This window comes from Branchiibius sp. NY16-3462-2, from assembly GCF_001594145.1.
Lineage (GTDB): Bacteria > Actinomycetota > Actinomycetes > Actinomycetales > Dermatophilaceae > Branchiibius.
In genome coordinates this window covers 19,813-45,001 of record NZ_LVCF01000037.1, presented here as the reverse complement: position 1 = coordinate 45,001, position 25,189 = coordinate 19,813, and the positions used below count along the sequence as shown (strand labels likewise).

The 25,189-nt window shown below is 66.7% G+C and carries 24 protein-coding genes; 11 read left to right on the top strand and 13 right to left on the bottom strand.

The genetic code is table 11. The annotated features are described in order from the left end of the window. Positions 1 to 23 precede the first annotated feature (23 nt). Positions 24 to 2,354: a transglycosylase domain-containing protein gene (locus tag AZH51_RS11805; RefSeq protein WP_291524517.1), complete on the bottom strand. Its 2,331-nt coding sequence runs from the start codon at positions 2,352 to 2,354 to the stop codon at positions 24 to 26. A gap of 225 nt (positions 2,355 to 2,579) precedes the next feature. Here AZH51_RS11805 and AZH51_RS11800 point away from each other — a divergent pair, with 225 nt between their 5' ends. Together AZH51_RS11800 and AZH51_RS11795 are read left to right on the top strand one after the other, a co-directional pair. Continuing rightward, positions 2,580 to 3,176: a PadR family transcriptional regulator gene (locus AZH51_RS11800; RefSeq protein ID WP_291524515.1), complete on the top strand. Its 597-nt coding sequence runs from the start codon at positions 2,580 to 2,582 to the stop codon at positions 3,174 to 3,176. Between the two features lie 25 nt (positions 3,177 to 3,201). Next, positions 3,202 to 4,293 (top strand): inositol-3-phosphate synthase, encoded by a 1,092-nt coding sequence (locus AZH51_RS11795; protein ID WP_291524513.1) that lies wholly within the window; start codon positions 3,202 to 3,204, stop codon positions 4,291 to 4,293. A 75-nt stretch (positions 4,294 to 4,368) separates the two neighbouring features. Here the strand turns inward: AZH51_RS11795 and AZH51_RS11790 are convergent, their stop codons facing one another. Together AZH51_RS11790 and AZH51_RS11785 are read right to left on the bottom strand one after the other, a co-directional pair. Beyond that, on the bottom strand, positions 4,369 to 4,779 hold the full coding sequence (locus AZH51_RS11790; RefSeq protein ID WP_291524510.1) for a hypothetical protein: 411 nt from the start codon (positions 4,777 to 4,779) through the stop codon (positions 4,369 to 4,371). A gap of 40 nt (positions 4,780 to 4,819) precedes the next feature. Then, the gene (locus tag AZH51_RS11785; protein WP_291524509.1) at positions 4,820 to 5,368 is read right to left on the bottom strand and encodes a hypothetical protein; all 549 of its coding nucleotides are present in this window, start codon (positions 5,366 to 5,368) and stop codon (positions 4,820 to 4,822) included. 442 nt (positions 5,369 to 5,810) lie between these two features. Here AZH51_RS11785 and AZH51_RS11780 point away from each other — a divergent pair, with 442 nt between their 5' ends. Further along, the gene (locus AZH51_RS11780; protein ID WP_291524507.1) at positions 5,811 to 6,032 is read left to right on the top strand and encodes a biotin/lipoyl-binding carrier protein; all 222 of its coding nucleotides are present in this window, start codon (positions 5,811 to 5,813) and stop codon (positions 6,030 to 6,032) included. Positions 6,033 to 6,093: 61 nt separating this feature from the next. Here the strand turns inward: AZH51_RS11780 and AZH51_RS11775 are convergent, their stop codons facing one another. Continuing rightward, positions 6,094 to 6,756: a TetR/AcrR family transcriptional regulator gene (locus AZH51_RS11775; protein ID WP_291524505.1), complete on the bottom strand. Its 663-nt coding sequence runs from the start codon at positions 6,754 to 6,756 to the stop codon at positions 6,094 to 6,096. Positions 6,757 to 6,951: 195 nt separating this feature from the next. Here AZH51_RS11775 and AZH51_RS11770 point away from each other — a divergent pair, with 195 nt between their 5' ends. Both AZH51_RS11770 and AZH51_RS11765 read left to right on the top strand, forming a co-directional pair. Then, positions 6,952 to 8,391, top strand: a complete 1,440-nt coding sequence (locus tag AZH51_RS11770; RefSeq protein ID WP_291524503.1) for a DHA2 family efflux MFS transporter permease subunit — start codon at positions 6,952 to 6,954, stop codon at positions 8,389 to 8,391. Positions 8,392 to 8,550: 159 nt separating this feature from the next. Beyond that, entirely contained in the window at positions 8,551 to 9,420 is an 870-nt protein-coding gene (locus AZH51_RS11765) for an SDR family oxidoreductase (RefSeq protein WP_291524501.1), read from the top strand. Here the strand turns inward: AZH51_RS11765 and AZH51_RS11760 are convergent. Then, positions 9,411 to 10,904: a CCA tRNA nucleotidyltransferase gene (locus AZH51_RS11760; protein ID WP_291524499.1), complete on the bottom strand. Its 1,494-nt coding sequence runs from the start codon at positions 10,902 to 10,904 to the stop codon at positions 9,411 to 9,413. The genes AZH51_RS11765 and AZH51_RS11760 overlap by 10 nt on opposite strands. 56 nt (positions 10,905 to 10,960) lie before the next feature. On the opposite strand from AZH51_RS11760, the gene AZH51_RS11755 reads away from it, so the two are divergent. From AZH51_RS11755 to trxA, 6 genes are all read left to right on the top strand, one after another. Then, positions 10,961 to 11,446, top strand: coding sequence for an NUDIX hydrolase (locus tag AZH51_RS11755; protein WP_291524497.1), 486 nt, complete (start codon positions 10,961 to 10,963; stop codon positions 11,444 to 11,446). A gap of 5 nt (positions 11,447 to 11,451) precedes the next feature. Next, positions 11,452 to 13,755, top strand: a complete 2,304-nt coding sequence (locus AZH51_RS11750; protein WP_291524495.1) for a hypothetical protein — start codon at positions 11,452 to 11,454, stop codon at positions 13,753 to 13,755. Further along, positions 13,752 to 15,686, top strand: coding sequence for a murein biosynthesis integral membrane protein MurJ (murJ, locus tag AZH51_RS11745; protein ID WP_291524493.1), 1,935 nt, complete (start codon positions 13,752 to 13,754; stop codon positions 15,684 to 15,686). The genes AZH51_RS11750 and murJ overlap by 4 nt, the downstream gene beginning before the upstream one ends. A 14-nt stretch (positions 15,687 to 15,700) precedes the next feature. Next, entirely contained in the window at positions 15,701 to 17,440 is a 1,740-nt protein-coding gene (locus AZH51_RS11740; protein WP_291524491.1) for a hypothetical protein, read from the top strand. Between the two features lie 83 nt (positions 17,441 to 17,523). Beyond that, complete coding sequence (trxB, locus tag AZH51_RS11735) at positions 17,524 to 18,507, top strand: thioredoxin-disulfide reductase (protein WP_291524489.1); 984 nt, start codon at positions 17,524 to 17,526, stop codon at positions 18,505 to 18,507. 172 nt (positions 18,508 to 18,679) lie between these two features. Beyond that, positions 18,680 to 19,006 (top strand): thioredoxin, encoded by a 327-nt coding sequence (trxA, locus tag AZH51_RS11730; RefSeq protein WP_109687305.1) that lies wholly within the window; start codon positions 18,680 to 18,682, stop codon positions 19,004 to 19,006. 71 nt (positions 19,007 to 19,077) lie between these two features. On the opposite strand, the gene AZH51_RS11725 is transcribed toward trxA, so the two are convergent. From AZH51_RS11725 to rpmH, 8 genes are all read right to left on the bottom strand, one after another. Continuing rightward, entirely contained in the window at positions 19,078 to 20,124 is a 1,047-nt protein-coding gene (locus AZH51_RS11725; protein ID WP_291524486.1) for a ParB/RepB/Spo0J family partition protein, read from the bottom strand. 56 nt (positions 20,125 to 20,180) lie between these two features. Beyond that, positions 20,181 to 21,449 (bottom strand): ParA family protein, encoded by a 1,269-nt coding sequence (locus tag AZH51_RS11720; RefSeq protein ID WP_291524484.1) that lies wholly within the window; start codon positions 21,447 to 21,449, stop codon positions 20,181 to 20,183. Positions 21,450 to 21,768: 319 nt separating this feature from the next. Further along, a complete protein-coding gene (rsmG, locus tag AZH51_RS11715) occupies positions 21,769 to 22,518 on the bottom strand; it encodes a 16S rRNA (guanine(527)-N(7))-methyltransferase RsmG (protein WP_291524482.1) in 750 nt (249 codons plus the stop codon). Between the two features lie 20 nt (positions 22,519 to 22,538). Further along, complete coding sequence (locus tag AZH51_RS11710) at positions 22,539 to 23,153, bottom strand: R3H domain-containing nucleic acid-binding protein (RefSeq protein WP_291524480.1); 615 nt, start codon at positions 23,151 to 23,153, stop codon at positions 22,539 to 22,541. Between the two features lie 49 nt (positions 23,154 to 23,202). Continuing rightward, positions 23,203 to 24,210, bottom strand: coding sequence for a membrane protein insertase YidC (yidC, locus tag AZH51_RS11705; RefSeq protein ID WP_291524477.1), 1,008 nt, complete (start codon positions 24,208 to 24,210; stop codon positions 23,203 to 23,205). 62 nt (positions 24,211 to 24,272) lie between these two features. Further along, a complete protein-coding gene (gene yidD / locus AZH51_RS11700; protein WP_291524475.1) occupies positions 24,273 to 24,614 on the bottom strand; it encodes a membrane protein insertion efficiency factor YidD in 342 nt (113 codons plus the stop codon). Next, positions 24,611 to 25,006 (bottom strand): ribonuclease P protein component, encoded by a 396-nt coding sequence (gene rnpA / locus AZH51_RS11695; protein ID WP_291524473.1) that lies wholly within the window; start codon positions 25,004 to 25,006, stop codon positions 24,611 to 24,613. The genes yidD and rnpA overlap by 4 nt, the downstream gene beginning before the upstream one ends. Positions 25,007 to 25,018: 12 nt before the next feature. Beyond that, positions 25,019 to 25,156 carry a 50S ribosomal protein L34 gene (rpmH, locus tag AZH51_RS11690; protein WP_109687320.1) on the bottom strand — a complete coding sequence of 46 codons (138 nt, stop codon included), beginning with the start codon at positions 25,154 to 25,156 and terminating at the stop codon, positions 25,019 to 25,021. Positions 25,157 to 25,189: the final 33 nt, after the last annotated feature.

Below are 25,189 nucleotides of genomic sequence, written 5' to 3'. Positions count from 1 at the left end.
GACTAAACCGGGCCGGCCCTCGCCTACGGCGCCGAGGACGATGCGGGAGCCTTCGGCTCTTGGCTCTGACTGGCCGTCGGGCGCTCGCTACTGGGCGCCGGCTGCTGCGTCTCGGTGGAGGTCGGCTCCTGCGTGCGCGTCGGCGACGGCGACCGGGTGGTGGTCGGTGTCGGTGCCTGCGTCGTGGTGCTGGTGGGCGCCTGCGTCGTGGTGCTCGTGGTGCTGGTGGGAGTCGGGGGCGCGGACGACGTGACCGTGCTCGACGGGGTGGACGTCGTCGTCGTCGGTTGGGTCTGCCGACTGGTGTAGGTCGGCTGCCGCGTGATCGTCGGTCCGGTGTCGCCCGATGGGTTCGGCAACTGCGCCACCGGCTGACCCGCGAGGGCGCTCTTCATGAAATAGCCCCACACCTGTGCCGCGAGCGCACCACCGGTGGCCGGTTTGCCGTTGTAGATGATCTGCCCGTCGGTCCCGCCTTCGTTGTTGGGTTTGAACATGGAAACCGAGGTCGTGAGCTGGCCCGGGGTGAAGCCGGTGAACCAGATCGCACCGCTCTCGCTCGCCGTACCCGAGGTGCCGGTCTTACCCGCCGCCGGGCGGTCCAGGATGTCGTTGGCCGTCGCACCGGTGGCACCGCGGTCGCTGAGCACGTGCGACATCGCCTGGGTCAACGTCGCTGCCTGGTCCTTGGTCAACACGTCCTGACCGGACTGGCTGTGCGTGTAGTCCGCGTCGCCGTCCGGGCTGGTGATCTTGCTGATGAAGTACTGGTCGACCCTGGTTCCGTTGTTGTTGATGGTGTTGTAGGCGGTCGCCATATCGGCCACCTTGACCGCGGGCGTACCCAGGATGTTGTTGATGAAGGTGGCGGGTTCCTTGGTGCCGAGCATGCCCGGATCCGTCGCCGGAATACCCAGGTCCTGGGCCGCCTGCAACGTCGGCTTGTAGTCATCGCCAAGGTCCTTGTTCAGTTGCACGAAGACCGTGTTGACCGAGTGGGCCAGGGCAGTCACGAGGTTGATGCGCCCGAATGACTCGTTACCGAAGTTGTGCACGACCGAACCGTTGCCGGTGCCGCCGACGTACAACTCAGCCGGCCCGTTGTAGTAGGTCGTCGAGGGGTTCATTCCCTGCTTCAGCGCCGCCGCCAGACCGAAGACCTTGAAGCTCGAACCACCCTGCATCGTTTGGTACTGCGTCGTGGAGGCTTCCTTCTGCGGATCGGTCCCCGCATACATCGCCACGACCGCACCGTCGGGTTTTTGGGCCATCAGCCCGGTGTGGATGTTGCCGAGGTTGCGGATGTCCTCGGGGACGACCTTGTTCACGGCGGCGATCGCCGCGTCCTGGTCCTTCTTGTTGATCGTGGTGACGATCCGCAGGCCGCCGCGGTCGATGTCGTTGTCGGTCATGTCCAGCTTGTTGATCATCTCCTTGCGCAACGCCTGGATGATGTAACCGTTGGGGCCGGACACGCTCGACTTCTGTTTGATCACCGGGAAGCTGGGCAGCGTCAAATTCGCCCGTTCCGCCTCGGTCAGCCAGCCCTTGTCGACCATGCCGTCCGCGACGTACGCCGCCCGGGACTGCGCGCGCGCCAGGTTGCCATCGGCGTACGCCGGGTCGAACAAGCTGGGCGCGTTGATTACGCTGGCCAGGAAGATGCCCTGATTGAGGGTCAACTTGTCGGAGTCGACGCCGAAGTAGGCCTGCGCTCCTGCCTGGATGCCGTAGGCGCCCCGGCCGAAGTACACGTTGTTCAGGTAGTCCTCCAGGATCTGGTCCTTGGAGTACCTCTGGTCGATCTTGATCGCGATCATCGCCTCGCGCAGTTTGCGCGACAACGACTGGTCCTGGGTCAGGAAGTAGTTCTTGACGTACTGCTGGGTGATCGTCGAGCCACCGCCCTTGATCCCGCCGCCTCGCACGTTGGACCACAACGCGCGCAGGATGCCGGTCGGAGAGACGCCCTTGTTCTCGTAGAAGTTGCGGTCCTCCGCGGCCAGGAACGCGTGCTGGGTCTGGACCGGCACCTTGTCCAGCGTCACCGGCACCCGGTTGATCGAGCCGAGCCGCCCTATCTCAGTCTTGCCGTCGTCGTAGTAGGCGATGGAGATCTGCTTGGTGGCATCCGCATTCGCCTTGGGGATATCGGTGGTGAAGTAGATGACCACCAGGGCCGCGATGACCGCCAGCAGCAGACCGAACAGACCCAGGATCGTGCCCACGACGACCTTGAAGAAGAGACTGTGCTTCTTCTTCTGCTTCTGCTTCGGACGCCCCGCGGGCCGCTTGGCCGGCCGCCCGTGGGTCGTGGTCGCCGAGTCGGCGGGTACGTCGGACTGATCACTCACGATCAAGAAGAGTAACCGCGGAATATGGCACTTCCTGCGAGCTGACAGATCGGCGTACTGCTCGACGAGGTCGGCAGGGGCAGCCTGGCCGCACATTTCGGCGGTACCGCGGCCACCTGGGGTGTTAGCGGATTCACAGGGTTCGATGTATCATTTCGATACATCGAGCGCTAACGTTGTCTCGTTATATCGCACACCATCATCTCCGCCAGGAAAGAATCCGCTATGAGCCCGACCCGCGCGAACCGCCGCGGCGCGATGCTCGAACTCGCCGTCCTGGGCCTGCTGCACGACTCACCGCTGCACGGCTACGAGATCCGCAAGCGGCTGTCGGGAATCCTCGGCGCGTTCCACATGGTGTCCTTCGGTTCCCTCTACCCCTGCCTGAAGACGCTGCAGCAGCGTGGCTGGGTCACTGCGCGGGCTGACGATGCGGCCGGACATGCCATCAACTCCCGCTCCCGGATCACCTACGCGCTCACGCCGGAGGGTAAGGACCAGCTCGAGGCGATGCTTTCCGACGCCGGTCCGGGCTCCTGGGAGGACGGCTCCTTCGACGTGCACTTCGCGTTCTTCGGCCAGACCGGCCAGGACGTGCGGTTGCGCATCCTCGAGGGCCGCCGGTCGCGCTTGGAGGAGCGCCTCGACGACGCCCGTGAAGCGTCCCGGCAGCGTCGCGAGCGCGCCGACGCCTACACCACTGAACTGCACCGCCACGGTTTGGAATCCACCGAACGAGAAGTCCGGTGGTTGTCCGAACTCATTGAGACCGAGCGGGCCGGCCGTCCCGCAACCCAGCAGTCCACCGCTGAAAACAAGTAAGAAACCCGCACAAGGAGCTATGTCCATGGGATCCATCCGCGTCGCCGTCGTCGGCGTCGGCAACTGCGCCAGCTCGCTGGTCCAAGGTGTCGAGTACTACAAGAACGCCCCGGCGGACACCACGGTCCCCGGCCTGATGCACGTGAAGTTCGGTGAGTACCACGTCGGTGACGTGGAATTCGTTGCCGCCTTCGACGTCGACGCCAAGAAGGTCGGCTTCGACCTGTCCGAGGCGATCAACGCGTCCGAGAACAACACCATCAAGATCGCCGACGTGCCGCCGACCGGTGTCACCGTGCAGCGCGGTCACACCCTCGATGGCATCGGCAAGTACTACGCCCTGACCATCGATGAGTCCGACGCCGAGCCCGTGGACGTCGTCCAGGCGCTCAAGGACGCCAAGGCCGACGTGCTCGTCTCCTACCTGCCGGTGGGCTCCGAAGAGGCCGACAAGTTCTACGCGCAGTGCGCGATCGACGCGGGCGTGGCCTTCGTCAACGCGCTGCCGGTCTTCATCGCTTCCGACCCCGAGTGGGCTGCGAAGTTCGAGGCCGCGGGCGTGCCGATCATCGGTGACGACATCAAGTCCCAGGTCGGCGCCACCATCACCCACCGCGTGATGGCCAAGCTGTTCGAGGACCGCGGCGTCACGCTGGACCGCACCTACCAGCTGAACGTCGGCGGCAACATGGACTTCAAGAACATGCTCGAGCGTGAGCGTCTGGAGTCCAAGAAGGTCTCCAAGACCCAGGCCGTCACCAGCAACCTGAACGGTCCGCTGTCGGGCAAGGTCAACGACAAGAACGTGCACATCGGCCCGTCGGACTACGTCGCGTGGCTCGATGACCGCAAGTGGGCCTACGTGCGCCTCGAGGGTCGCGCGTTCGGTGACGTGCCGCTGAACCTGGAGTACAAGCTCGAGGTCTGGGACTCCCCCAACTCGGCCGGCATCATCATCGACGCGATCCGTGCGGCGAAGATCGCCAAGGACCGTGGCATCGGCGGCGCCCTGCTGTCCGCCTCGTCCTACCTGATGAAGTCCCCGCCGGAGCAGCGCGAGGACACCGAGGGCCGCGCGCGGCTCGAGGGCTTCATTGCTGGCACCGAGGCTCGCTGAGTCTGCCTACTGATTGACGTACGGCGGCCCATCCCTTCGCGGGGTGGGCCGCCTTCGCGTGCGTCCGGGTCGGAATCAGTGGGTCGGGGTCACCGTGACGGTGTATCGGTAGTCGACCAGGACATCGCAGCCGTTATCCGCTGTGCTGGTCGACGGACTCGCCGTGGGCGTGGCGGTCACCGGCGCGGCAATCTGGGTGCCGCCCGCCGACACGTTCGCGGTGACCGTTGATGCACGCTTCCACATCGCCATGTCGAGCGGCACGTCGACGCGATCGGTGCTGGTCGCGGTTGCGGAGGAGCAGACAGTCTTGTCGCAGACCTGTGCGGTGGCCGACGTCGGGATCCCGGAGCCGACTACGACCGCCTGATGGCCCTCGGCAAGGCCGGCGGTGCACGCTTGATTTCCCCCGGACGAACACCCCGTCAGCAACCCGACGCCGGTCAGCGTGGCTACCGCAATAGCTGCGCTCCACAGACTCCCCATGGGCTGACAGTAGCCATCCCGAGCTACCACCGACGGGAGATCAGTCCAGTTCGAGGTCTCCGGGGCGGGCGCCGAACTTCTCCCGTAGGAAACGCTCGCTGGCCCGCATCTCATCGCCACTGGCCATCGCTGCCGACACCAGCTGCTGGTCGACACCCTTGATGAGCAGATCGAGTTGCTCGTTCAGGAGCACCTCACCGGTCTTTCCGTCGACGATCACGGTCGTGCGCGCAGTCGACGGCGGCAGCGCGAGGTAGGTCTTGATCGCGTTCGGCGCGAAGTCGTCGCGGATCTGCTCCAGGTTGAACCCGTGCAGACCGGAGTCGAGGTTGCGCTCCTTGACGTACTTCACGGCTTCGGCCAACCGGTCGTGCAACGCGCCGATGCGCTCGCGGCTGGACTCGGGCAGCCGGGTATCGGCAGCGAACTGCAGTAGACCCTGGTCGCCACCGGCCACGCGGGTCTGCGTCTGCGGCGGGTCGTAGGGCCGACGACGGCGGGGCGTGTCAGCCGTGGGTACTTCGTACGGCCGGTGCCGGTGCGGCATCGGGTTGTCACAGCATGGTTGACCAGAACCTGTGTCAGCCATCTGCTGCCACCTTCCCTCGATGTGCGTGCGCCGCGCCGCTCTCAGTGAGCGCTTGTGCTCTCGGCGGGTCGGCCCCAGTAGGACCCAGCCTACGAACACTAACGGTAGAACTGGCAATACCCACGCGGCACCCAGAAGTCCGCAGACGACGAGACCAAGGAACGCGCCCCCTGTCGACAGCTGGGGGACGCGTCCGGCCATTCGGCCGACCAGCAACGCCAGGCAGGCGAATGCGAAGACGCTCACGATGGGCATGACATTCCTTCGGGACAGACACACAAGCGGGTTAATTCACGATACATCGCGAGTTGGCCGGCCAGCCATGACCGATGTCATGAACGAGCGCTCGCAACCCCCCCTGTGTAGAACGCACAAAGAACCTGGGCGGTTTCCGGCGGATCACACCGCGCGGCGCCGACCCGGGCGGTGCTTGACTGGCCAGGTGCCCCATCAGGAGATTGCCTCGGACTTGGTCGCCGAGGTTGCTGCCGTCCACGTGTCCGTCGGCGACCACGTCGAAGCCGGCCAGGAGCTGGTACTTCTGGAGTCGATGAAGATGGAGATCCCGGTGGCTCCGGAGTTTCCCGGCACAGTGACCGCCGTGCGGGTCCGCCGCGGTGACGTGGTGCAGGAGGGCGAAGTCCTCGTCATCGTGACCGACTGATCACGACAACCAGCAAATACGCCGAGTGGTGCAGTTTGTGCCGTGGTTCAGTTGGTCGGGCTCAGTTGGTGCCCGGGTCGCTGCTCGGGCAGCCGTACCGCAGTCCGTCGAAGATCAGATCCACCAGCGGTAGAGCGGTGTCGTCCGCGTTGTTGGCCGCGGCCAAGCAGATACCACCGAGCGCGCGGGTAATCTCGCTGGCGCTGACGTCGGGCCGGACTGCTCCCGACTCGATCGCCGGCTGCAGGACGCGATCCGCGGACGCGAGCAACTTCTCCCGAGTGCCCTCGAACGGCGTCTGATTGGTGCTCTGCATCGAACGCAGCAGATTCACCATGCCGCGTTTGACCGCGTAGAAGTCCACGAAACCGCGCATCCATTCGTGCAGGGCCTCCGCCGGAGGAAACTGCGTCGGCAACTCCTGCGAGCGCTGCTCCAACGCACTGACCTGGTCGGCGTAGACCGCCAACACCAGATCCTCGCGCGTGGGGAAGTTGCGATAGAGGGTGCCGATCCCGACCCCGGCGGCAGCGGCGATGTCCTCCAGGGACACCTCCACCCCCTGGTGGGTGAAGGCCTCCGCCGCAGCAGCCAGTAGCTTGGCCCGGTTGCGGGCAGCATCGGCACGCAGCGGCTTCTTTGCTTCTGCAGCAACGGTATTCGCGGCTGTGGCCGCCGTCGCAGTCCCCTGATCACGCGACACCGTCGTCGACGTTTCCCCCATGGACTCCACACCACCTTCGAGGCACCACTTGCATAACCGGAGGATGCCTCCGTATAGTCGTTCTATCGCAACCGGAGAAATCCTCCGCTTCAGTCGATTCTACGCCCCATACTCCTTGAAGGGCCAACTGACATGACACACACCGAGACCACACGTAGTGCGGCCCCCAAAACCCAGTCCCCTCCCACGGAAGGGATGTCACGCCGTACCGGCGTGATCATCGCCGTGGTCCTGATCACCCAGCTGATGATCGTGCTGGACGCGGCCATCGTGAACATCGCCCTGCCGGACATCCAGCGGGATCTGTCGATGAGCTCGGCCAGCCTGTCCTGGGTGGTCAACGCCTACACGCTCGCCTTCGGCGGCCTCCTGCTGCTCGGCTCCCGGCTGGGCGACATCGTCGGCCGGCGCAGCACCTTCCTGGCGGGGCTGGTGCTGTTCACCGCTTCCTCGATCCTCGGCGGGTTCGCCACGAACGCCGTCGTACTGCTCAGCGCCCGCGCGTTGCAGGGGGTGGGGGCCGCGATGCTCGCCCCGGCCGCCCTCACCATCCTGATGTCCAGCGTGGCGCCCGGCCGTGAGCAGACTCGTGCGATCGGTTGGTACACCGTTGTCTCCGCCTCGGGTGCAGCCATCGGCCTGATCGCCGGCGGTCTGCTCACTGACCTCGCCTCCTGGCGCTGGGTCTTCTTCGTGAACGCCCCCATCGGCATCGCCGTCTTCGTCGCTGCGCTCCTCGTCCTGCCGCGGACCGCCCGGACCCGGACGCCTGCCGACGCCCTGGGCGCGATCCTGGTGACGCTCGGCATGAGCACGGTTGTTTACGGATTCATCCGGGCCGCCGAGGACGGCTGGGGCGATGCCGGCACGCTGATCGCCTTCGTCACCGGCACCGTGCTCCTGGGCGCGTTCATCTTCAACGAGTCGATCGTCTCCCACCCGATCACGCCGCTGCGGCTCTTCGCGCACCGCGAGCGCTCCACGGCGTACGTCGCGCGGCTGCTTCTGGTGGCCGGCTCGATGGGTGCGTTCTTCTTCATGAGCCAGTACCTGCAGTTGGTCCTGGGCTGGACGCCGCTGCAGACCGGTCTGGCCTTCCTGCCGATCCCGCTGTCGGTATTCACCTCCTCGCAGATCGTGTCGCGGTGGCTGGCCGACCGCTACAGCGTGCGGGTGATCGCCGGCGTCGGGATGGCGCTCTCGGCGATCGGGCTGGGGTCGATGGCCCTGGTGCTGGGTGCCCACACGACGTACGCCGCGATGGTCCTGCCGATGATCCTGCTGGGGCTGGGCAACGGCACCGCGTTCGTCCCGCTGACCGCCGCAGGGTTGACCGGTGTCGAGCCGGCCGACCGCGGGGTGGCCTCGGGTCTGGTCAACGTCACCCAGCAACTGGGCGGCGCCCTCGGCCTGGCCGTGCTGGTGACGGTGTTCGCGACGGCTCACCCGGTGTCGGCGACGCCGGCAGCGGTGACCGACGCCTTCGTGACCGGCGCGGACCGCGGGTTCGCGGTAGCAGGCGCGTTGCTGGCGGTGGGTTTCGCGGTGCTCATGGTGGCGCTGCGTCCGCGCCGGGGTAGCCGTGGCACCGAGGAACTGGCGCTCGACGACGAGTTGATCCTCGCGGAGAGCTGACCGCCCGCCCCTCCTGCCCCCGGGTTTGGTCACGGATGGCCCCTTTGAAGCTTTCAAAGGGCCATTCGTGACCAAACCGACTGCGGGAGCGCGGCACCGGGAATGCGATCCGGCGTCCGGGGGTTGCCGCGAACAGACCCTCCCTGCGAAAGGACCCTCATGACCATCCTCGTCACCGGCGCCTCCGGACACCTCGGCCGACTGGCCGTCGAAGCATTGCTGCAACGCGGCGTACCGGCGAACCAGATCATCGCCGGCGCTCGCACCCCGGAAAAGATTTCCGACCTGGTCGATCGCGGGGTGGGCGCCGCCGAACTCGACTACGACCGGCCCGAAACCATCCTGGCGGCGCTGGTCGGGGCGGAGCCGGTGGACAAGGTCCTCCTGGTCTCCGGCAGCGAGGTCGGGCAGCGCGTCGCCCAGCACACCGCGGTCATCGACGCAGCCGCGTCGCGGGGGACCATCACCGAATTCGTTTACACCTCAGCGCCGTTCGCGACCACCAGCCGGCTGATCCTGGCCCCGGAGCACAAGGCGACCGAGGAGGCGCTCGCGGCGAGCGGTCTGCCGAGCGTGATTCTGCGCAACAACTGGTACAACGAGAACTATCTGCCGAAGCTGGACGAGGTCCGGGGCAGCGGTGTGTTGCTGGGCAGTGCCCACGACGGCAAGGTGGCCTCCGCGTCCCGCGCCGACTATGCGGAAGCGGCGGCCGTCGTCCTCACCACCGAGGGCCACATCGGCCAGGTCTACGAGCTCGCCGGTGACACCGCGTGGACGTACGACGATCTGGCGGCCGCGCTGGGCGAGGTCCTGGGTCGCGCCGTGGTCAGCAAGGACGTTTCGACGCAGGAGCACGTGGCGGCACTGCAGCAGGCCGGGTTGCCCGAGGGGGCGATCGGCTTCGTCACCGGACTGGACGCCAACATCGCCGAGGGTGATCTGGCCTTCACCGACGGCACCCTGAAGAAGCTGATCGGCCGTCCGACGACCCCGCTGATCGAGACGCTGCGGTCGGCTCAGGCCTGAGCCTCGGGCTGCTGCGCCCACCAGCGCAGCAGCTCCTCCCGCGCCGCGTCCGCACCGACAGGGCCGGCATCCAGGCGGAACTCCAGCAGGTGCTTATAGGCCCGGCCGAGCACCGGACCCGGTTTGATACCAAGGGTTTCCGCGATCTGGTTCCCGTCGAGTTCCGGGCGGACCGCGGCCAGCTCCTCGGCCGCCTGCACCACCGCGATCCGACGTTCGAGGCTGTCGTAGGAGGCGGCGAGCGCCGCAGCCCGGCGCTTGTTACGCGTCGTGGAGTCCGAGCGGGTCAACAGGTGCAGCCGGGACAGCAGAGGCCCGGCGTCGGTGACGTAGCGTCGCACGGCCGAGTCGGTCCACTCCCCACCGCCGTAACCGTGGAAGCGCAGGTGCAACTCAACCAGTCGCGATACGTCCTTGACGATGTCGCCGGGGTAGCGCAGTGCCTTGAGCCGCTTCTTGGTCAGCTTGGCGCCCACCATCTCGTGGTGATGGAACGACACCCCACCGCCGGCTTCGAAACGGCGGGTGGCCGGTTTGCCGATGTCGTGCAGGAGCGCAGCGAGCCGCAGCACCAGGTCGGGAGCGGGCACGGGTTCGACCGGTCCGAGGCCGGGAACCTCGCGCGGACCCTCCAGAGCGATGGCCTGCTCCAGCACGGTCAGTGAGTGTTCGTAGACGTCCTTGTGCCGGTGGTGCTCATCGACCTCCAACTGCAACGCCGGTAGTTCCGGCAGCATCACCGCGGCCAGACCGGTGTCGACCAGCAACCGCAAACCCGGGGTCGGATGGTCGGCCAACAGCAGTTTGGACAGTTCGTCGCGCACCCGCTCCGCCGAGATCATCTCCAGCGACGAGGCCATCGCGGTCATCGCGCCGACGACCTCCGCGGAGGCGGTGAAGCCCAACTGAGCCACGAACCGGGCCGCCCGCATCATCCGCAACGGGTCGTCCGCGAATGACTCGACGGCCGGGGCCGGGGTACGCAGGATGCGCGACGCCAGGTCGGCGAGTCCACCGAACGGGTCCACGAACTGCGGGTCCGGCAGGCGCAACGCCATCGCGTTCACGGTGAAGTCGCGCCGACGCAGGTCATCGACCAGCGAGTCGCCGAACATCACCTCCGGTTTGCGACTCGTGCGATCGTAGACGTCCGCACGGTAGGTCGTGATCTCGACCGTGTCAGCACCGCGCTGCCCGCCGATCGTGCCGAACGCCCGGCCCATGTCCCAGGTCGCATCGGCCCACTCATCGAGGATCGCCTGGGTCTGCTCCGGTCTGGCGGAGGTGGCGAAGTCCAGATCGCTGGGCGTGCGGCCGAGCAGCGCGTCCCGCACGGGGCCACCGACCAGCGCCAGTTCGTGTCCCTGCGCCGCGAACCGTGCCCCGAGATCGGTCAGCACCCCCAGGACGGGCGCAAGGTGACGTACGGCGCGAGCTTGCAACTCGGCGTACGGCAACTCATCGACGGGGTCGGGCTGGGGCACCCGCCAAGGTTAGGCGAAGACACCCTCAGTGCCGCGCCCGTGGTTAAAGTATTGAAATGAGTCTGTCCCCGCCCCGAGCCAGCCGCAGTGTGCGGCGGCTGCCCGCGGTGGAGGAGATCTCCGCAGGCGGGGTGGTCATCGACGTCAACGACGGATTGGCCTGGATCGCGCTGATCGCCCGGCACAACCGAGCCGGCAAGCTCGAATGGTGCCTGCCCAAAGGTCACGTCGAACCGGGCGAAACGCTGGTGGAGACCGCGGTCCGCGAAGTTGCCGAGGAAACCGGGATCGTCGGGCAGGCGCTGCTGACGCTGGGCACCATCGACTACTGGTTCACGACACCCAAGTTCCGGATTCACAAGCGCGTGCACCACTATCTACTCGAGGCCGTCGGCGGATCGATCAGTGTCGAGGGCGACCCCGATCATGAGGCAGTGGACGCGCGATGGTTCAGGCTGGACACAGTGCACCGCTACCTGACCTTCCCCAACGAACGCCGCATCGTGCAGTTGGCGTGGGAGCGCTTGGCTGGAACCGCCTGAGACTCGTGTCTTCTGGACCCGACCGCCGGCGCTGGCCGCATGTCCTGTTGCTCGTCATCGTGGCCATGCTGTCGGTGGGGATCGCGCTCGGTAGTACCGCACCGGTTTCATCGGCCAGTCCTACGAGTCTCGCCACCGACTGGAACACCCCCGGTTCACTCACCATCGGGACGGTGACGCCGCAGATCTCCGGCGGTGACGCCGATGTGACGATCACGGGTACCGTCACCAACCAGTCGACCGACCCGATCAGCCCGATCATCACCATCGGGCTCGGCAACCGATCACTGGACACCACGACCAGGCTCGCGGACTGGCAGAGCGGCAACACGACGTACCTCACCAATTCGGTGGCGACTGCGACGTTGCCCCAACTGGACCCGTCAGACCAAACGAACTGGTCAGTCAGAATCCCCAAAAGCGCGCTCCCCCAGGATAATTCGTACGCAAGTCTTCCGATGGTCGTGAGCGTCAGCAGCGCGGGCGGCCCGGTGTTGCGCAGTGTGCGCAGCTCGTTGCAAGTCGTGACCGCGGACTCGGTGACACCCAGCCTGGCGATCGACTGGGTGGTCCTGCTCACCCTTCCGGCCGATCCCGCACTGTTCGGGCCCAGTGGCGGCCAACGCACGCAGGCCTGGCAGAAAGCGATCGGCAGTGGGTCCACCATCGACCAGTTGCTCACTGCACTGGCCGGACAACCGGTGATCTGGCTGGTCGATCCACGCCTCGTCACCGAACCGGTCGCCCAGGACGACAACCTGCCGGCGGTAGCGGTGTCACCCACCAACCCCGCGACCCCGACCAGCCCAGCGGGTGCGACAACGTCAGCGAGCCCGACCAGTACCCCGGCAACCGGCACCGAACCCACCGCCTCCACTCCGACTGCGACGACGGCTCCACCGTCCACCGGGGACGCTGTCGAGACGGAGATGACGGCCCTACGGGCCCGGTTGCAGTCAACGACCGACGGCGGCCAGCAGAAGATTTGGTGGACCCCCCTGGACGACCCTGACCTGTCCGGGTTGCTCGCCAGCGGTGACCAGGGCGCGCTCAAGCGGGCGATCAGCCCGGCACTGCCGCAGGACCTGCGTGCCATCAGCGACACGGTCGTCGCCGCTCCGGTCGAAGCCCAGCCGGCACAGAAGTTGACGCAGTTGAGCACGACGTGGACCGCCGCGCAGGGCACGGCACCGGTGCTCCTCCAACCCGACCGGGTCGTCACCAACTCCGGCTTGGTGACCACCGCCACCCGCCGAGCCACCGGCACCAACGGCATCGTGCTCTACGACGAAACCCTCAGCTCCCTGCTGTCCTCGCCGGATCCCTCCGGAGAGGGTGCCGCATCGGCGCATCTGCTTGCGTACACCCTGGCCATCTATCTGCAGGGACCGGGCAACCAGCGCTCGATGGCCGCGCTGGTACCCCGGCACCTGACCCTGAAGCCGGCCGCTCTTGCCGGCCGCCTCACCGCCGTCCGGGACGCCGCGTGGACCGCGGATCAGACGGGTGACCAGGCCACGGCGGCGATCGCCACCAGCCCCACAGCACAGCTGCGGGCCACGCCGTCGCAGGGCACGCCGTACCCCACCCCTGGTCGCACCACCATCACCGCCATCCTGCTGGAAGGCGTTGAGCAGCAACGCCGCCGGCTGACCGGGTTCGGCACGGTCCTGGTCGACGGCGATGCCGATATCGCCGCTCGCAGCGCTGCCTTGGATACCACCTTGTCGACCCGTTGGCGGGCCAGTTCCCCGAGTGCCGCTGAGGCGCTGCGCCTTGCCAGTACGGCGACCTCCGGCTTACTCGCGCGGGTGGCGGTCAGTCCGGGCAACGTCAATTTCTTCGCCGATTCCGGACAACTGAGCGTGACCGTCACCAGCACCCTGACCCGCGCCGTCCAAGGGGTGCAGCTGACCCTGATACCGCGCCGCGCCATCCTGCAGGTGGAGAATCCGACCCAGGCCCTGGATCTGGGGGTGACCGGCCGCACCACAACCCGGTTCCGGGTCCAAGCGCTGGCTCAGGGCCAGGTCCCCGTGGATGCGACCTTGAGTACCCCGGGGGGTCTGGTCCTTGGCAGTCCTGATGGTCAGAGCACCCAGGTGCAGGTCGACGTGCGACCTACCGCGAGTTGGATCTACTGGGTGCTGGGCTCGTTGGGTGGCATTGTGTTCATCATCGGGTTGATCCGGGCGGTCCGGCGGGGTCCGCGCACCGCTGAGCATCTCGATCCCAGCGCACGGACTCCCCGGGATGCGGTTGTCACCGTCACACCTGCACCCCTTATCGACGACGACGAAGAAGAATGAGCCCCAGAGAACCCGCCAAGGACGCACCGTCGGGTGTCGAGCCGCCACCGATCGCGGCGAGTCTGGGTGGCTTGTACAACGCGTGGGTCCGCAGCGATCTGCCCGAGACACCGGCTGAGACCGAGTTCGTGGCCGCGGTCGACCTGTTGCAGAACGGCGCGGTCGAGCATCTACCGGACATCACGGTCGACACGCGGCGGGACCGCACACCCAGCACGCAGGAGGCACACCCCGGTCAGTCGGTACCCGCCGCCGTAGAGACACCCCCTGCGCAGCCGCCGACCCCCACCTCGCAACCACCCACGACGTCCGGCGGGGGGATCCTGCGGTCCAGCGCGGTCATGGCCTCCGGCACCATCGTCTCCCGGCTGATGGGCGTCCTGCGGGTGGTCCTGCTGGCGCACATCATCGGCGTCAACAGTGCACCGGCCAGCGTGTGGGACACCGCCAACAACCTGCCCAACCTGATCTATCTGCTCCTGGCCGGCGGGGTGATCAACGCCGTACTCGTCCCACAGATCACCCGGGCGATGAAGGAGGCCGACGGCGGCAAGAGCTTCACTGACGCCCTGCTCACCCGCGCCATGATCCTGCTGGGCGCGATCACCGTCATCCTGATGCTGGGCTCGCCGTATCTGTACCGCATCTTCGACAGCACCAGCGACCCGGATCGGCTGCGACTGGGTATTGCCTTCACCTTGGTCTGTCTGCCCCAACTGTTCTTCTACGGTGCGTACACCCTGCTCGGTGAGGTCCTGAACGCCCGTAGCCGCTTCGGTGCCCTGATGTGGGCACCGGTGCTGGCGAACATCGTCTCGATCCTGGGCCTGCTGGTGCTGTGGGGGATGGCCGACCCGGGGCGGATCCAGCAGACCGACGGGTGGTCGTGGGCGGAGATCCTGGTGCTGGCCGGCAGCGCGACCCTCGGCATCGCGGCGCAGGCGCTGATCCTGGTCATCCCGCTACGCCGCAGCGGTTACAACTTCTCCATCAACTGGCGGTTCCGCGGCCTGGAGGCACGCACCACGACCAAGATCGCCGGCTGGGCACTGGGCGCTGTCGCCGTGCAACAGGTCGGTCAGATCATCACCTCCCGCGTGCTGAACTCCGTGCCCCCCGGCTTCGGCGGAAAGGCGGCCCAATCCAACGCCTTCCTGCTGTTTATGATGCCGCACTCGGTCATCACGCTCTCCCTGGTGACGGCGCTGTACACCCGGCTGTCGCACGCCGCCCATCGAGGTGATCGCCCGGCCGTGGCGGACGATCTGACGCTGGGACTACGCCTATCGGGTGTGTCCACGGTGGCGGTCACCATCGGGTCGTTCATCCTGATCGGACCGATCGCGATCGCGATGTTCGGCACCCGGGACAACGCCGGAGCCGCGGTGGCGGACGCGACGATCGCGATGTGCCTGGGCATGATCCCGTTCACGATGTGCGTGCTGATCCAGCGGGTCTGTTATGCGTTCAGCGATGCCACCCGGCCGTTCTACCTCCAAGTCGTGTGTACGGCGATCGCGATCCCGTTCACGCTGTTGGCGGCGCACCTACCCGTGCAGGCCATCGGAGCCGGTGTCGCCGGGGCACAATCCCTCAGCTACGTCATCGAAGCGACCGTCGCCTGGTTCCTGGTCCGTCGACACCTGGGCCGGGTGCCGGGCAACGGGGTGCTGCGGACGTACGGCAAGCTGGCCGTCGCCGCGCTCGTGGCCACCGCGACCGTCGGCGTCGTCTACGCGTTGACGGTCGGTGTCTTCACCCCGTCCAGCCCGCTGGAGTCGCGAGGGGTGGCGCTGCTGGCGACCGTGATCGGGGTGCCGTTGTTCTGCCTGGTCTACGTCTGGATGGCCAAACGCCTGCGCGTTCCCGAGATCGAATCGTTGCTCGCGCGTGCGCGAGCCATCAGCGGGAGACTGCGCCGCACCGCATAAGATGCCTGCGTTACGTGCAGGGCAACGAGTCCTGGACACCGGAGATTCGAAGGGACGGCTGGGTGCGCGAGGTGCAGGGCGGCAGCGTATTCGCTGACCGTTATGCCACAACGACACTCCTGCGACGGGCCGACGACCACGAACTGTGGCTGGCCCACGACGCAACCCTCGACCGGGAAGTCACGATCACCCTGTTCGAGGAAGATCTCCCAGGGGCCGCCGCTGCCGTCGACAGTGCACGGCGTGCCTCGGCCGTCGAGGACCCCCACCTGGTGCGGGTGCTGGATGTGGGTTCACAGGACGGCCTGGCGTTCATCGTCAGCGAGGCGTTGCATCGCACCGATTCCCTGGCCGCCCTGGCGCAACTCGGCGCACTGCCCGCCGAGGAGGCCCGGCGGATCGTGGGTGAGGCCGCTGTCGGACTGGGCACCGCGGCCAGCCGCGGACTGCACCACCTCGCGCTGACTCCGCATTCGATCGAGCGATCCCGCTCCGGAGCCGTCTCCGTGCGGGGGCTGGCGATCGAGTCCGCCCTGGCCGGCACCGACGACCTGGATGCCGACGCGGCCTCGCGTGCCGACACCGTCGCGTTGGTCCATTGCCTGTACGCCGCGTTGACCGGTCAGTGGTCCGGTCCCACCTCCGTGGCCGGGCTACCGGATGCACCCACCGGACCGAACGGCACCCTTCAGCTGCCCAGCTCGTTGAGCCCCGGCGTACCTTCTGACCTCGACGGCCTGGTCGAGCAGATCCTGATCGACGATGCCGGCCCGGCCACACCCACCGCCCTGGCACACCGTCTGTCCCCCTGGTCCTCCGAGATCGTGCACTCGGTGTCGGGTGATCAGGCTGCCCGCGCCCGCAAGGCCGCCATCTCCGGTGGCGGTGCCGCCGCTGCGGCGGCTCCGGTGGATCCCACCGATCCGGACGCGACGATGGTCGGGCGACATCCCGAACTCGAGCAGGACGACACTCATACGTTTGATCCCTCGACGCTGCGGGGTGCCTCAATTCCGCGAGGCGCCTCGACCCTCAGGGTCGCCCAGGCGACCGAGCCGCCGAAGCACCAGGAGGAGTACACCGATCTGGAGCCGCCCGCACCGTTGATCCCCGACGTGTACGGCGACCCGGATCCCACCACCAGTCGTCTCGCCCTGGTCATCGTGGGCGGCCTGGTCGTGATCGCCATGATCCTGGGCCTGTTGGGACTGCGCTCGTTCTTCGACCGGGGCAGCTCGACGGCCGCGCCGTCGGCGAAGCCGTCGACCTCGGTGTCCGCGTCCAAATCCACCTCACCCACAAGCTCTGCTCCGGTCACCGGCCGGAAACTGACCATCGAGAACGCCACCAGCTACGACCCCGACGGCGACGGCAACGAGAACAACCAGCTGACCTATCGGGCGATCGATGGCAACGCGTACACCTCGTGGTCGACCCATCCGTACAAGCTGGAGACGTTCACCGAGACCGGCAAGCACGGCGTGGGTCTGCTGCTGACGTTGGATGGCAGCCAGTCCGTGAATCGGGTCGAGGTCAACGTCCTGGGTAACCCGACAACGATCGAGGTCTACGTCGGCGACCAGCAGGCGCGCAGCCCGCAGAATCTCCTGGGCACGTTGAACAACGGTTCGGGCCAGCAGAACGTCACCGGCGGTCCGCTCACCGGCAAATATGTCCTGCTGTGGATCACCAAGCTGAGTGCCTACAACGACGTTTTCCGCACGCGGATCGGCAACGTCGAGGTCTTCTCCTGACCGTCCGGCGCGGCGGGAACACCCGGGGCCTACGATCGGTTATCCAGTAGGCCGATTCCGAAGGCGGACGGCTACGCGCAGCAGTGGAGAGACAAGTGACGCAGCAGGTGCACGATCTGATCATCGTGGGCTCCGGGCCCGCCGGCTACACGGCCGCGATCTATGCGGCGCGGGCCAACCTCGCCCCGGTCGTCTTCGAAGGTTCCGTCACCGCCGGTGGCGCACTGATGAACACCACCGAGGTCGAGAACTTCCCGGGGTTCATCGAGGGTGTCATGGGCCCGGACCTGATGGAGAACATGCGAGCGCAGGCCGAGCGGTTCGGTGCGACGCTGATCCGCGACGACGTCGAGGCCCTCGACCTGTCCGGTCCCATCAAGGAAGTCACCGACTCGGAGGGCTCGATCCACCGGGCCCGAGCGGTCATCCTGGCGATGGGTTCGGCCTACCGGGAGCTGGGCCTGATCGAGGAGAAGCGGTTGTCCGGTCACGGTGTGTCGTGGTGCGCCACCTGCGACGGCGCATTCTTCCGGGATCAGGACATTGCAGTGGTCGGCGGCGGGGATTCGGCCGTCGAAGAAGCCACGTTCCTGTCCCGTTTCGCACGCAGCGTCACGATGGTGCACCGCCGCGACCAGCTGCGGGCCTCCAAGATCATGGCCGAGCGGGCCCACAGCAATCCCAAGATCTCCTTCGCCTGGAACAGCGAGGTCGTCGCGCTCCACGGCGAGCCCAAGCTCACCGGCGTCACCCTGCGCGACGTGCAGACGGGTGACACCCGCGAACTGGGCGTCACCGGACTCTTCGTGGCGATCGGACACGTCCCGCGCAGCGAACTGGTCGTCGGGCAGGTCGACACCGACGAGGCCGGGTACGTGCTGGTGCAGGGTCGTACCACTGCGACGAACCTTCCCGGCGTCTTCGCCTGCGGTGACCTGGTCGACCACACCTACCGCCAGGCGATCACCGCGGCGGGTAGCGGCTGCGCGGCCAGTCTCGATGCCGAGCGTTTCCTGGCCGGGATCGCAGCAGATGAAGACTTACCAGACGCAGTAGTCATTTCGTGAGTTTCGTTCTGGCATAGGTAAGTTCGGTGACAAACTCATGACAATGACGTCAGTCGGATCGCCCAATATCGAGCGTGGCGGGGAATCCCTGAGCACGACCGGTTGTTGTTGCGACCGTCAGCACCATTCCACCCCTATCGACCTCAACCCGCTGTCCCTGAAAGGAACTCCCATGGCTGCCACCAAGGAGACCACCGACGCCACCTTTGATTCCGATGTCCTGAAGTCCGAGAAGCCGGTGCTTGTCGACTTCTGGGCACCGTGGTGCGGCCCGTGCAAGGCCGTCGCCCCGATCCTGGAAGAGATCGCCGAGGCCAACGCGGACAAGATCGACGTCGTCAAGCTGAACACCGACCTGAACCCGCAGGTGTCGGCCAAGTACGGCATCACCGGGATCCCCACGCTGAACGTCTATGTCGGCGGCGAAGTGGTCAAGTCGATTGTTGGCGCACTGCCCAAGCCGAAGCTGCTGAAGGAATTGCAGCCGTTCCTGGGCTGATCCAGACAACACACCAGGAGGGCCGCACCGAACGTTCGGTGCGGCCCTCTTGGTTGTTGTTCGCCGTCTCGTCAGTCGGCGGCCGTACTCACGCCCAACTCCGACAGGATCCTGCGCAAGTCGTCGGGGCCGGCGAACTCGACGGTCAACCGGCCACGTTTGCGGCCCAGGTTGACCGTCACCCGGGTGTCGAGGCGATCACCGAGTTGGTTCGCCAATTCGGTCAGTTCAGGGTCGGCTGATGCCGGTTGGGACACTCGGGGGACGGGCGCCGGGTCGCCGCCCATCGCCACGACCTCTTCGGTCCCACGTACGGACAGACCTTCGGCGACCACTCGCTGGGCCACCCGCTCCATCGCCGCGGCGTCGGGCAGACCCAGAAGGGCGCGGGCATGTCCCGCGCTCAGAACACCTGCGGCAACCCGTCGCTGCACCAGGGGCGGCAGCTTCATCAATCGGATGGTGTTGGACACCTGGGGCCGTGATCGCCCGATACGTGCAGCGAGTTCTTCCTGGGTGCAACCGAAGTCCTGGAGTAACTGCTGATAGGCGGCGGCCTCTTCCAGCGGATTCAACTGGGCCCGGTGGAGGTTTTCCAGGAGGGCGTCGCGCAGCATGAACTCATCAGCAGTGTCCCGGACGATCGCCGGGATGGTGGATCGTTCCGCCTCCCGACTGGCTCGCCACCGGCGTTCTCCCATGACGAGTTCGTAGACCGGGCCACCGGAGTCGGTGGTGTGGTCGGGCAGAGAGCGCACCACAATCGGCTGCAGGATGCCGACTTCCCGGATGCTGTGGACGAGCTCGGCCAGGTCGTCCTCGTCGAAGACACTACGCGGCTGGTCGCGGTTGGGCCGGATGCTGTCCAGCGGCAGTTCGGCGAAACTGGCCCCCGGCACGGGCTGCAGGTCAGTGGCGCTATCGCCATCCCCTGCGACAGGTGTCGACCCAGCCTGCTCATCACGCTCCTGGACGGCAATGTTTCCCGTGAAACGTTCAGCGGGTGCAGCCGAGTCAACGCTTTCGCCGTAGAAGACGTCCGTCGGACGCGCTCCCGCAGGTCCAGTGGGGATGAGGGCACCGAGTCCGCGGCCGAGACCACGTCGCTTATCGTTCACGCGCCAAATCTATCGGTGCTGTCGCTCTGGCGGCGCCGCCGACCCCCCGGAGCGGCTCAGGCTGTGGACACAGCCGGCGCGGAGCGCAACGCGAGTTCTTTGGCGGCCTCGAGATAGGACAAGGCACCGCTCGAGGAGGGGTCATAGGTGAGCACCGTCTGGCCGTAGCTCGGAGCCTCAGAAATACGCACGGATCGCGGGATCTGCGTCCGCAGCACGTTATCGGGGAAATGCGCCCGGACCTCGTCAGCGACGTTGGAGGACAGGTTCGTGCGTGCGTCAAACATGGTCAGCAGAATCGTCGACACGTCCAGCCGTGGGTTGAGGTGGCGGCGGATCATCCCGATGTTGTTGAGTAGTTGGCTCAGGCCCTCGAGCGCGTAGTACTCGCACTGGATAGGGATGAACACCTCGGCGGCGGCGACGAAGGCGTTCACCGTGAGTAGACCGAGGCTGGGTGGGCAGTCGATCAGCACGTAGTCGAATCGCTCGTCATCGCCCATCGCCGCCAACTGTTCGTCCACGGCTCGTTTGAGCCGCGACTCCCGGGCGACCAACGAGACCAGTTCAATCTCTGCGCCGGCCAGGTCGATAGTCGCTGGCGCACACCACAATCCCGGAATGTCCGGGCACTCCTGCAACACCTCAGCGAGCGGCCGGTCGTCGGTGATGACGTCATAGATGCTGGGTACTTCCGCATGATGCGGGATTCCCAGCGCCGTGCTGGCGTTCCCCTGCGGATCGATATCGATCACCAGCACGTTCAGACCGGACTGCGCCAGCGCCGCGGCGACGTTGACGGTGGTGGTCGTCTTGCCCACCCCGCCCTTCTGGTTGGCGATCGTCATCACCCGTGGTTCCGGCGGCCGGGGCACGGCGGTGCGCTGCACGACAGCCCGGCGGCGCTGCTCATCGGCGATGCGGGCCGCCAGAGGTGTCTCCGGTGCTTTCGGCTCAGGCTGGGCCGGTGGTTCGGCAGAGCTCGCAGCCGTCGTGGTCATCATCGGCGGCGACGGTGATTCGCCCTGCGCATCGTCATCGGCCGGGCTTGTTTCACGTGAAACGAGGGCGTGATCCTCCCCGTCCTCGTCCTCGCCGGAGGCCTCATCACCCAGGGCGTCGTCACCCGCGCCTTCTTCATTCGCGACTTCTTCGTTCGCGCTTCCATCGCCTGCCGCTAGGTCACCCTGGGCCGGGTCGCTGTTCTGCGCGTTCTCGCCGGCGGTCGGGCCGGTCGAACCCACCGGTACGTCAGGGCGGCTGGGCGCCGAAGCAGGCGATCCCGTGGTCGCGTCGGCCATGTCGGTCGACCCGAGAGTCGGCACGGTCTCGTCGATCCGTACGCGCGGTTGTGGACTCGGCGCTTGCCATCCCACCGCTACCGGTCGACCTACCCCCAGTCGATCTACCGCCGCTCGACCTGGCGCCGTGGACCCTACCGAGGACCTCTGCGTATCGCGGACGGTTCCCACTCGTGCAACACCGCCCAGCGAAGGGGCGATCCAGCCAATCGCGTCGTCGTGTCCATCAACGGTGTGTGGCGATCGTCCCGGCATTCCTCGATCTTCCCATCCTTGACGTCTGCTGCCCCGGTACGACTCCGGGCAACTACGGGTGAGCCACCCATCCCTGGGTGTGTTGGTCTCAGCCGGCGCGGCGGCGGTTCTTGGCTTTCGACTTCGTCTTGCGACCCGCGCCTTTGGTGCGCGCACGGTCGGCAACCGATCGATCCCCGAAGACCAACTCGACCGCCGTCGTCGGCGGATCGACGACCCCCTCGCCACATTGCGTGATCCGTGCATCGATCACACCGAGCGTGGCGAGCGCGTCCCGCGTGAGGTCCAGTTCCTCCTGCGCGGTTGCACCCTTGATCGCGATGACCCGCCCGTGCGCTGCGACCAATGGCGCACACCAACCAGTCAACCGATCCAGCCGGGCCACTGCCCGGGATGTGACGACGTCGGCCTGCAGGTCGTGCACTGCCTCGGCTCGATCCCGACGCACCACGACATTGGTCAAGTCCAGATCCTCGACCACCATCGACAACCAGGTGCTGCGACGCAGCAACGGTTCGACGAGCGTCACCTCGAGGTCTGGCCGACTGATCCCGAGTACCAGGCCGGGCAGGCCAGCACCCGATCCCACGTCGATCACCGAACTACCGGGGTCGATGATGTCGCCGAGCACCGCGCAGTTCAGCACGTGGCGGGTCCACAACGTCTCCCGTTCACGGGGTCCGATCAGACCATGGCTGATGGCGCTGGTCGCCAGGTGCCCGACGTACCGGCTCATCAGCTCGAACTGATCACCGAGGTACTCCCGCGCTGCGTCCGGCGCTGCCGGCACCTCATCGACGTCGTCAGTCTCGCTGCCGGCGTCGGGGGACGGTTTCACGTGAAACCCGCCTCGTGCAGTCAGGCGGGCAGGACGACGACCCGGCGGTTGGGCTCGGCGCCCTCGGACTCCGAGCCGAGGCCCTCCTTGAGCACCGCGTCGTGCACGACCTTGCGCTCGAAGGCGCTCATCGGCTCCAGCGACTGGGGCTGACCGGAGCTGCGCACCTTCTCGCAGGCTTCGTGCGCGACCGACTCCAACTGGGTACGGCGCGTCGAGCGGTGCCCCGCGATGTCCAGCATCAGACGGGACCGGTCACCGGTCTCCGCCTGCACCGCCAGGCGGGTCAGTTCCTGCAGGGCTTCGAGCACCTTGCCGCGCGGACCGACCAGGCTACGGGGCGCGCGACCGTCGTCGCTGTCGACGATGGAGATCGCGGCGCGGTCGCCGTCCACGTCGACCTCGATGTCGCCATCGAGGTCCGCGATGTCCAGCAGGGTCTCAAGGTAGTCGGCCGCGATCTCGCCGTCCCGCTCGAGACGGGCCGCTTTGCCGCCGCCCACAGCGGGCTGCTCGGAATCCTCGGACTGCGTTGCTGTCGCCGACTCGGGCGTGCTCTCGTCGGCGACGTCCTGCTCCAGAACGGGAGCTTCCTCGGTGGCAGTGGCGTTGATATCGGTGTTGATGTCGGTCATGGGACTCCGATCACAGGATGAATTGACAGCTGGAGGGGGCGGTGAAGCCCTAACGTTTCCGCTTCTTGTTGTTCTTCTTCGGTTGGACGCGTTGACCGCCGGTCTTGCCCGCTGCGTTTCCGTCAGCGGTTGCCAGGCCGGGGCTACCCGGGGCAGGGGCGGCTGACTCACCTTCGGCGATCGTCGCAGCCGACACACCCGGGATCGTGACCTTGGCGATTGACTGGCCCTTGGCGGCCCGGCGGGCCTCCAGGGCCTTCTCTGCGGCCGAACCGGGAGCCGGCATCCGCCGGATGACATAGAACTGCTGGCCCATCGTCCACAGGTTGGTGGTGACCCAGTACAGCAGCACACCGATCGGGAAGTTCACGCCGGAGATGGCGAAGAACACCGGCATGATGTACATGATCATCTTCTGCTGCTTGGCCATCGGGTTGTCCAAGGCAGCGGACGGCATGTTCTTGCGCATCAACTGCTGCTGGGTGGTGAACACCGTGGCGGACATGATGATGATCAGGACGACGGCGACGATCTTGGTCGCCGAGTCGGTCGATCCCAGGAACGTCGAGGACAACTTCGCGCCGAAGATGGTCGACGATTCGGCCTGCCGGGCCAGTTCCTGGGTGAGGGGGCCGATGGGCTTCCTCGCCCCGGATCCGATCTGACCCAGGTGGTTCAGCACCCGGAAGAGCGCGAAGAAGAACGGTGCCTGCAGCAGGATCGGTAGGCAGGAGCTGAACGGGTTGGTGCCTTCCCGTTTGTACAGCTCCATCATTTCCTGGGTCTGCTTCTGGCGGGACTCAGGATCCTTCTTGCCCTTGTACTTGGCCTGGATCTTCTGCATCTCCGGCTGGATCAACTGCAGCCGGCGGGAGGACTTGATCTGCTTGACGAACAGCGGAATCAGCAGAATCCGCAGGACCACGACCAGCCCGACGATGGAAAGCGCCCACGTCCAGCCCGACGCCGGGTTCAGCCCGATCGTCGAGAAAATCTTGTGGAACCCCACCATCACGAAGGCGACGAACCATTCGAGTGGGTAGAGGATCGTGTCCATGCTGTCCTTACCTGCTGCAGGGCGGGCGGTCGCGTGACCGGCCGTGGTGAGTTTCGGTGGAGCTACCTGGTTGACGGTACGGCGGTGGGCTCCGGATGGTGGACGCGCTCGGCGTGGCCGGTGGCGGGCTCCGAGTCGCGATCGTGCTCACTGTGCGGAACGTGGTCGACGCCCCCTGGGTTCCAGGGATTGCACCGCAGCAGCCGGCGGATGGTCAGCCAGCTACCGCGGATCAGGCCGAACCGGCGCAAGGAGGTCGCGGCGTACGCCGAGCAACTGGGATAGAAGCGGCAGGTGGGCGGCGTCATCGGACTGATCAGGTGCTGGTAGCACCAGATCAGAGCCAGCAACGGTGCCGTCGTCACCCGACGCAGAACGACACGGCCACGATCGAGGAAGCTCATCGCGACACCAGCGGCGACGGACGCGAGGGGGACGATTCGCAGACGCGGTCCAGCAGAGTGTCGACCTCGGCGCGTAACCGGCGCGATCCAGTGGTCGAGACACCGTGGCTCGCCGAGGGAAGGGCGCGGATGACGATGTCCTGCCCTTCGCCGATCTGGCTCAGCCGGGCGGCAACCGCATGTCGCAGGATGCGCTTGACCCGGTTGCGGGTCACGGCATCGCCGACGGCCTTGGACACGACAAAACCGACCCGGGTCGGGCCCGGGTCGGTCATGCTGTGAGTGCGCATCTGCACCACCACCATTGATCCGCTGGCTCGGCGCGTACCACCCCGTCGAGTCGCCGCCCGGAACTGGTCCGGGGTGCGTAAACGGTGGCGGCGCGCCAACATGAGCGCAGCAGCTCAGGCAGAGATGCTCGCGCGGCCCTTGCTACGGCGGGCAGACAGAATCGCCCGGCCGGCGCGGGTCTGCATGCGGTGCCGGAAACCGTGCTTGCGGGCACGGCGGCGGTTGTTCGGCTGGAAAGTACGCTTGCTCACGTCAATAACTCCGTCGGTGGCGGGCCGGGTGGC

Excerpts from the sequence above, each read along its gene's own strand:
- AZH51_RS11800 (WP_291524515.1), top strand. The coding sequence starts at position 2,580 with ATGAGCCCGACCCGCGCGAACCGCCGCGGCGCGATGCTCGAACTCGCC.
- AZH51_RS11795 (WP_291524513.1), top strand. The coding sequence starts at position 3,202 with ATGGGATCCATCCGCGTCGCCGTCGTCGGCGTCGGCAACTGCGCCAGC.
- AZH51_RS11790 (WP_291524510.1), bottom strand. The coding sequence starts at position 4,779 with ATGGGGAGTCTGTGGAGCGCAGCTATTGCGGTAGCCACGCTGACCGGC.
- AZH51_RS11785 (WP_291524509.1), bottom strand. The coding sequence starts at position 5,368 with ATGGCTGACACAGGTTCTGGTCAACCATGCTGTGACAACCCGATGCCG.
- AZH51_RS11775 (WP_291524505.1), bottom strand. The coding sequence starts at position 6,756 with ATGGGGGAAACGTCGACGACGGTGTCGCGTGATCAGGGGACTGCGACG.
- AZH51_RS11770 (WP_291524503.1), top strand. The coding sequence starts at position 6,952 with ATGTCACGCCGTACCGGCGTGATCATCGCCGTGGTCCTGATCACCCAG.
- AZH51_RS11765 (WP_291524501.1), top strand. The coding sequence starts at position 8,551 with ATGACCATCCTCGTCACCGGCGCCTCCGGACACCTCGGCCGACTGGCC.
- AZH51_RS11755 (WP_291524497.1), top strand. The coding sequence starts at position 10,961 with ATGAGTCTGTCCCCGCCCCGAGCCAGCCGCAGTGTGCGGCGGCTGCCC.
- murJ (WP_291524493.1), top strand. The coding sequence starts at position 13,752 with ATGAGCCCCAGAGAACCCGCCAAGGACGCACCGTCGGGTGTCGAGCCG.
- trxA (WP_109687305.1), top strand. The coding sequence starts at position 18,680 with ATGGCTGCCACCAAGGAGACCACCGACGCCACCTTTGATTCCGATGTC.
- AZH51_RS11710 (WP_291524480.1), bottom strand. The coding sequence starts at position 23,153 with ATGACCGACATCAACACCGATATCAACGCCACTGCCACCGAGGAAGCT.
- yidC (WP_291524477.1), bottom strand. The coding sequence starts at position 24,210 with ATGGACACGATCCTCTACCCACTCGAATGGTTCGTCGCCTTCGTGATG.
- yidD (WP_291524475.1), bottom strand. The coding sequence starts at position 24,614 with ATGAGCTTCCTCGATCGTGGCCGTGTCGTTCTGCGTCGGGTGACGACG.
- rnpA (WP_291524473.1), bottom strand. The coding sequence starts at position 25,006 with ATGTTGGCGCGCCGCCACCGTTTACGCACCCCGGACCAGTTCCGGGCG.